Source organism: Brevundimonas sp. UBA2503, from assembly GCF_002341485.1.
Classification (GTDB): domain Bacteria; phylum Pseudomonadota; class Alphaproteobacteria; order Caulobacterales; family Caulobacteraceae; genus Brevundimonas; species Brevundimonas halotolerans.
In genome coordinates this window covers 381,733-388,018 of sequence record NZ_DDOD01000025.1, presented here as the reverse complement: position 1 = coordinate 388,018, position 6,286 = coordinate 381,733, and the positions used below count along the sequence as shown (strand labels likewise).

Annotated in this window: 5 protein-coding genes and 1 tRNA gene; 5 read left to right on the top strand and 1 reads right to left on the bottom strand. The window is 61.0% G+C overall.

The window, feature by feature from the left end:
* Positions 1-210: 210 nt before the first annotated feature.
* Positions 211-1,506: a hypothetical protein gene (locus tag B4K74_RS13440; protein WP_286693362.1), complete on the bottom strand. Its 1,296-nt coding sequence runs from the start codon at positions 1,504-1,506 to the stop codon at positions 211-213.
* A 145-nt stretch (positions 1,507-1,651) separates the two neighbouring features.
* Here B4K74_RS13440 and B4K74_RS13435 point away from each other — a divergent pair.
* The 5 genes from B4K74_RS13435 to B4K74_RS13415 all read left to right on the top strand — a co-directional run bounded on the left by B4K74_RS13435 (position 1,652) and on the right by B4K74_RS13415 (position 6,224).
* Positions 1,652-1,728 (top strand) — tRNA-Arg (locus B4K74_RS13435).
* 93 nt (positions 1,729-1,821) lie between these two features.
* Positions 1,822-3,561, top strand: a complete 1,740-nt coding sequence (locus B4K74_RS13430; RefSeq protein ID WP_286693361.1) for a DUF6538 domain-containing protein — start codon at positions 1,822-1,824, stop codon at positions 3,559-3,561.
* 42 nt (positions 3,562-3,603) lie between these two features.
* Positions 3,604-4,764 (top strand): hypothetical protein, encoded by a 1,161-nt coding sequence (locus B4K74_RS13425; protein WP_286693360.1) that lies wholly within the window; start codon positions 3,604-3,606, stop codon positions 4,762-4,764.
* Between the two features lie 169 nt (positions 4,765-4,933).
* Entirely contained in the window at positions 4,934-5,791 is an 858-nt protein-coding gene (locus B4K74_RS13420; protein ID WP_286693359.1) for a hypothetical protein, read from the top strand.
* 1 nt (position 5,792) lies between these two features.
* Positions 5,793-6,224, top strand: coding sequence for a hypothetical protein (locus B4K74_RS13415; protein ID WP_286693358.1), 432 nt, complete (start codon positions 5,793-5,795; stop codon positions 6,222-6,224).
* The last annotated feature ends 62 nt before the right edge of the window (positions 6,225-6,286 follow it).

Here is a 6,286-nt window from a genome sequence, read left to right as displayed (position 1 = left end):
CTCAGCATTCCTTCTCCCCTTGCGGGAGAAGGTGGGCCGCGTGAGCGGCTCGGATGAGGGGGCGGGTGGGGGCCAAAACTCTTGGGTTCCGCTCCGGATCAAACGTCCCCCTCATCCGTCAGGCTCCGCCTGACACCTTCTCCCTCAAGGGGAGAAGGGGAGCAGAAAGCGGTTCATCACAGCGGACACAACGGGGGTCGCGGGAAGACGTCAGAGCAAATCGGTGGGCAGGATCTGGCTGCCCAGCAGGCGTTCCATGGTGGTCCAGTGGTCGGGGCCCTGGGCTTCGACCCAGTCCTGCACCATGTCGCGGCCCAGGCTATAGTTGATGATGTAGCTGCGGTAGGTGTCGATGAAGCGGATGCGGCGCTCGGCCGAACCGCGGCTGTGCATGCCGTATTTGATCAGCCGCTGAATGGTGGTCTCGCGGTCGGCGCGGCCCGACAGATAGTCGTCGGCGATGGTGTACTCGGCGCGGGCCAGCTCGCGGGTGATGTCGAGGATGGCGGTCTGAAGCTCAACCTTCTGCGGGCTGATACCGGCCAACGGATACAGGACCTCGCGCTCCCAGTCGCCGCGCGTCTCGCCGGGGAAGGCCAGGTCGATGCCATAGTTGGCGCTGCCCTCGGCGATCAGGCTCATCGGACTGTAGAGCGGATAAACGCTCATCTCGACCCAGCCCTTTTCGCGGACAAAGGTCTTTTCCAGCAGCATGTTGTAGACGTGGTGGCCGGGATAGCCCTCGTGGCAGCCCAGATCGATGGCGCGCTCGATGGAGATCGGCTGGTCGACATTGATCTGGATCAGGCTTTGCGACTGGCCCTGGTACCAGTTGTAGCCCGACCAGGGCTTGTCGGTGACGAATTCGAGGGTGAAGTTTTCGCCCTCGGGCAGGTCGATATGCGCCTCGGTGCGGGCCTTGCACTCGGCGATGGCGGCCGCGATGACCATTTCCTGCCGGTCGCGCGGAATGGCGGTGCCGCCCCGGAAGGCACCCAGCCGGGCGTTCAGCGAGCCCTCGCCCGGCAGAAGGGCGTCCAGGCGCGCCAGCACAGGGTCGAAACTCTCCAGCGGACGCAGCTCGGGGCGGATGCCGAACAGGGCCTCGGCCTCATCGGCAAAGCCCATCTTTTCGCCCGCGATCATGCGCAGCCGGGCGTGGGCGGCCGACACATGGGCGCTGAGATAGGCCTTACGTTGGCGAAGGTCGGGCGAGAGTCCTGCGTCGGGCACGGCCTCGATCTCGACCAGCAGGGCCTCGGCCGCCTGCGTCAGCTCCGGCACGGGACGCAAATTGGCCTTGGCCTCGGCCGGCCAGGCCTCGGGCCCGTAATAGGCATCGACATAGCCCGGCTCATGCTCGCCGATCTCGAGGATCAGATGGACATAGTCCTCGGCGATGACGTTGAGGGCCGCCTCGCCATCCGGGCCGCGCGGCGCAACGCTGGCGCAGGCGGCGACCAGCAGGACGAGGGCGGCAATGATGCCAAGGGCCGGAATACGCATGGCGGGATCACTCCGTGTGGTTCTCGCCAAGGCTTAAGACGGGAGCGCCCGCGCGCCAAGACCAAACCGCAGGGCCGCCCCCGATGCCGCTGCTTTGGGATTGAGGCCCGTCCCGCGATCCTGTAAGCACCCCCTCCTTAGGTCCGCACCCGTAGCTCAGCTGGATAGAGTACTGCCCTCCGAAGGCAGGGGTCACAGGTTCGAATCCTGTCGGGTGCGCCATTTCCCTGATTTAACAAATCATATCAAACGGCCCGGCGTAGCGGGTGGGCATGTCCCGCCTCTACTGCTCCACTATCGTGGGACACAGCTCTGATGGCGGGGCGTCGGCCCGCCCATCTTGCGCGACGGGGGGCGGTCTATTTTGTCCGCTTCCGTATCCCGGCCGACCTGACCAAAAAACTGGGCATGGTCGAGTTCCGTCGTTCGTTGCAGACTAGAAACTCTGAAGCGGCTCGGATTGAATGCCTACGTGCCACAGCATGGTTTCGGGCTGTGATGGAGAAACTCCGGGAAATGCCCAACGCAACCGCCGCCGATTTTGAGGAAGCAGCCCGGGCGTATTTTTCCCAACTGGTTGCAGACCTCGACCGACCGAGAAGCTTCCCGACCGATCCGCACGAGTTTGATCATGGACAGGCATACGCCCTGCATTTGCACGACGAGCGCCTCATGGATCTGGCCGAGCAACTGAAGCGGAACGAGTTTGACGGTCACGTCCACGTCCATGCGCTCGCTCTGGCAGAGCTGCTGGGGTTCAAGTTCGATGCCCTGACACTGCAACAGCAGACCCAGATTTCGCGATTGGCTGTACGTACGGAGATCGCCCAGAGCGAGCTGTTTCGCCACCAGATCACCTCCCCACTTGAACGTTTCGAGACGAGCGACCCCTTATTCCACGGCTCCCTGAGCACCGCTGATCCCGGCCTACAACTCTCCCGACCACAGGCCCAGTTCACGGTGAATAGCTTAAAGACGGCAGCCGACGATTTCATCGAGAGAAAGCGGGCGAAGGGCATTGCTGAGGGCCAGATAGCCGAGCTTGAACGGGCCTTGGGCTGGCTTCAAGAAGTAGTCGGGCCAGAGACATCTCTGCTCGATGTGACCAAGGAGATACTCCGCCGGTTCCGGACGGACCTCTCGCGTCGAGACGTGACACTGAGAGGTCGCAAAGTCCCTTTTCGGCATAGCTTGACTGATGAGCCGGCGCACCAAATCCAGTTCCAGACGGCCATCCGCTACTGGGGTTCGGTGCAGGCATTTTTCGCCTGGGCCTATTCCGAAGGGTTGAGCCCGTTGGACCCGGCTGCTGGGCTGCTCATGGATCGCCCGAAATCCATCACAAAGCGGTCGCCCAAGAGCTTTGACACGGACGAGCTGAAGCGGCTTTTCCAAACCCCACTGTTCGCTGGCCACAAGTCGCCCAAACGGACTACCGAGCCGGGTACATGTTTGGTGCGGGACGGGAGGTGGTGGTTCGTCGTATTGGCTATGCACAGCGGAGCCCGAGCGGGGGAACTTTGCCAGCTACTACCGACCGATTTTGTCTTCGACGACGCAGTCCCTCACTGGAAACTGCAGCTTGAAGACGGCGAGAACAAGAAGACGAAGACGCTGAAGACGAAGACGTCGATCAGGGATGTGCCGATCCACCCTCGGCTTCTTGAGCTGGGATTGCGGGAGTTCGTCACAGCCAGGGCCAAGCGCAGACCGGCCCAACGCATCCTCTATGAGTTTCGGCTGGGGACCCAAGGCCGAACAAGCGCCGGGGCGACGCGCTTCTGGACCGACTACCTAAAAAAGTTCGGCCTTCACTCGCCGGGGCGTGCGACCCATGTTTGGCGGCATACTGTTGCGGACTGTTTGAGAGAGAACTCCGTGCCTGACGAAGACATCGGGGCGTTCCTTGGTCATTCGTCGGGGAGCCAGACAAGCCAGTACGGAAGCGCCCAGTCCCTCAAGAGAAAGCGGGAGACCATCCTCAAGCTCGAATACGGTTTTGATGTTGTCGGGGCTCTCGGCGGACCGTATAGTTCAGAGGCTCATCGGTCGTGACGCTTCCCCGTCAGTACCTCGGGTTGGGCGCATAGGATGCCCGTGACCCTGACCCACGGAGCCGAAGCCTCTAATAAGCCCCCGGTCCCAACGCCCTCTCCAGAAGACTACCCAGTCCACCTCACCTTCTCAGACGGTAGAGAAGTATGGGTATCAGCTCCTAAGCCGGACAGGATCTCGCTTATAGCGCCGCTCAAGCATTCTCACTTCATCCCGGAACCAACGGGGGAGGAGCAGTTTGCAGAACTCATCAAGACCCTTAGTTCGTTCATGGCGATGAAGGAGGGACCAACTGACCTCGTAGACACTCAGTTCTCTCAGCCCGAGAAACTCTACGAAAAAGTATGGCTCTCCGCTGGCGAGCGTGAAGCCGGCGTCTTTGTTCAGTTCATCCGGCCCAAGGAGGCTCAACCGTGGAAGCTGAGGCTGGAGTTCAATCCTAGAAAGATCGGTCCGGGCGGATTGCAGGCGCTGACGGAGGAACTCTCCTACGCCAAGACGTTCCGCATCGACCGTTTCCTGGCTGACTGCCGGCTGACCCGGCTGGATATTGCAGTTGACTTCATCGGGGTGGCGGTCTCGGAAATCGTGGCGAGCGCCTCCCTGCCGGGCAAGACAACTTTCTACGTGGGAGACGATGGCAGCCTCGAAACGATGCAGCTCCATCGCAACAACCCGGCCCCCAAGCAGACCTATTCCCCTACCGGTGAGCCAAAGAAGGTTAAGCGTTCGACTGATCCGTTGGGCCCGGTCGTAGCCAAGCTTTACGACAAGGTGAAGGAGCGAGCTTCGGTACTTCAGCCGGCTCCCTTTGGTCCTGCGCCGGTCACCCGAGTGGAGATCGTCAAGAGATGGAAAGGCGGGGGTCCTCGGCTCGTTGAGCTGATCGGCCACAAGAACCTGCTGACAGGGTTGAACGTGGGATACGCAGGCCATCTGCCGCCTACCGACTTGCACGAATGGCTGACCTATGTCGCTAGCCGCAGGACGATGGCGAAAGACCTGGTGGACGATGCGATGAAGCTTGGGATCCCCAAGACGATACTCCTCAACAAGCGCTACAAGCAGCCTCCCAGCTCGCTGCTTCTCCACGAAGAGCTTTGGTCTCGATGGCCAGACGGCCTATCGAGCACGGGATTAGGCTATTGGATTACCTTGGCGGCACAGGCACCCCTGATTACATTCGAGGGAGGCCAAAGCTGACATCCGGGGTGAAGTGACATCGGGTGCAGCGCCGATCCGTAGATAAGGCCTGCGCGTTCGTTGTTCGGCTCTCGCCTGCCTCCACTGGCGAACGCCTCTTGACGCCAAGAACTGGACCCATCGGATCGACCGCGATATGCCTCGCTCAGACGAATGGGAGGATGAGCAGATGCGAGCACTGGCATACGGGGTGCAGCAGTTTGGTCCTCGCTCCCTTCAGCAAGTGGGTACCGCCATCGAGGCCATGCCGATTGAAGATCGGTTTTTCCTCGGCGAGGACGACGGCCTTCGCTTGGAAAACTTCACCGACCTCCAAGGCCTGTGGCACTTTGACTTTGCTAAACGGCGATCAGGTCACGGTCCCGGCCGCATGGCCCGAGAGAGAGCAATGGAGGAGATCGACCTCGGCGGTGATTGGTTCGGCGAGGACACGGCGTTCGTGTTTGATCCCGCCACCGGCGTGGCCGCCGTTCAATACAACCATTTCGGCCCGCGATTGAAATGGATCGAGCAATATCTGGCAGCCGCGGACCTTACACTCGGAGGAGTTCATCAGGGTCGGTGGGGCTTCGGGTTCGGAATGCGACTGAAGGACCCTGCCTATGCCGAGCTTCAGGACTTTGGTCTAATCCAAGAAATCGACTTCACGGTCAGTGTGCCGGGAGTTCGGGCCGCTAACTTTGAAAGAGGGAACAGTCTGGCCGGCATTTTAAACGCGCCGTTGCCGGTCGGTATTGAGACGATCCGCGTTGAGATGAAAGCTCGGGCAGATCGGGGCAGCTCTCTTGGCCACGATGAGGCGTGGGGTGTGATCAACGATCTGCGGCGGCTGGGCGGCGATCTAATCCGCGCCGACGTATGGGGAAAGCAGGACGCTCGATCTAGGAGGCAGCGCGTGAACCTCAAGGACGCCCAGATCAGCTCGCAGCAGCCTGTAAATGCCGCTGGTAACCGTGTGGCGAGAACCGAACGCTACACCGCCCTCAGAGCTGCCATCCTTGAGTGGCGACAGAACAGGGAGATCTGAAATGACCGCGCTACGGTTTGAGCGCGGGTGGCCATACCTTGCGGCCGTTCTGGCCGTCGTAGGGTGGTGGTTCATTGCGGACGGCCGCTTCCCGTCAAAGCCAGACGCACTACTCGGTGCATCAGGCGGGGCGAGCGCTGTCCTCGTTGGTTTCCTTGCTACGTCCAAGACGATCATCCTTGCCTTGAATGGTTCGGCAGTGATGACCAAAATCCGCGAAGCTGGTTATCAGGTCACGCTGTTCACCTACCTCTATTCGGCGATTGCTTGGGGTTTCGGCCTGCTCGTCATCTCGATCATCGGCTTCATCGTCCAGACCGAGAGTGGGCTTCCTGCCTATTTCGAGGGCCTGTGGGTAGCAGTCGCCTGCCTTGCCTCGTTTACCTATTGGCGCGTGACGAACATCCTCTTCAAGGTGTTGCGCTGGGCTTGAATAGCCGCTGGTTTCGGCGTCGCAGGCAGCGAGACGTCCCCTAGCTTCCTCATTCTCCGACC

Excerpts from the sequence above, each read along its gene's own strand:
- B4K74_RS13415 (WP_286693358.1), top strand. The coding sequence starts at position 5,793 with ATGACCGCGCTACGGTTTGAGCGCGGGTGGCCATACCTTGCGGCCGTT.
- B4K74_RS13420 (WP_286693359.1), top strand. The coding sequence starts at position 4,934 with ATGCGAGCACTGGCATACGGGGTGCAGCAGTTTGGTCCTCGCTCCCTT.
- B4K74_RS13430 (WP_286693361.1), top strand. The coding sequence starts at position 1,822 with ATGGCGGGGCGTCGGCCCGCCCATCTTGCGCGACGGGGGGCGGTCTAT.
- B4K74_RS13440 (WP_286693362.1), bottom strand. The coding sequence starts at position 1,506 with ATGCGTATTCCGGCCCTTGGCATCATTGCCGCCCTCGTCCTGCTGGTC.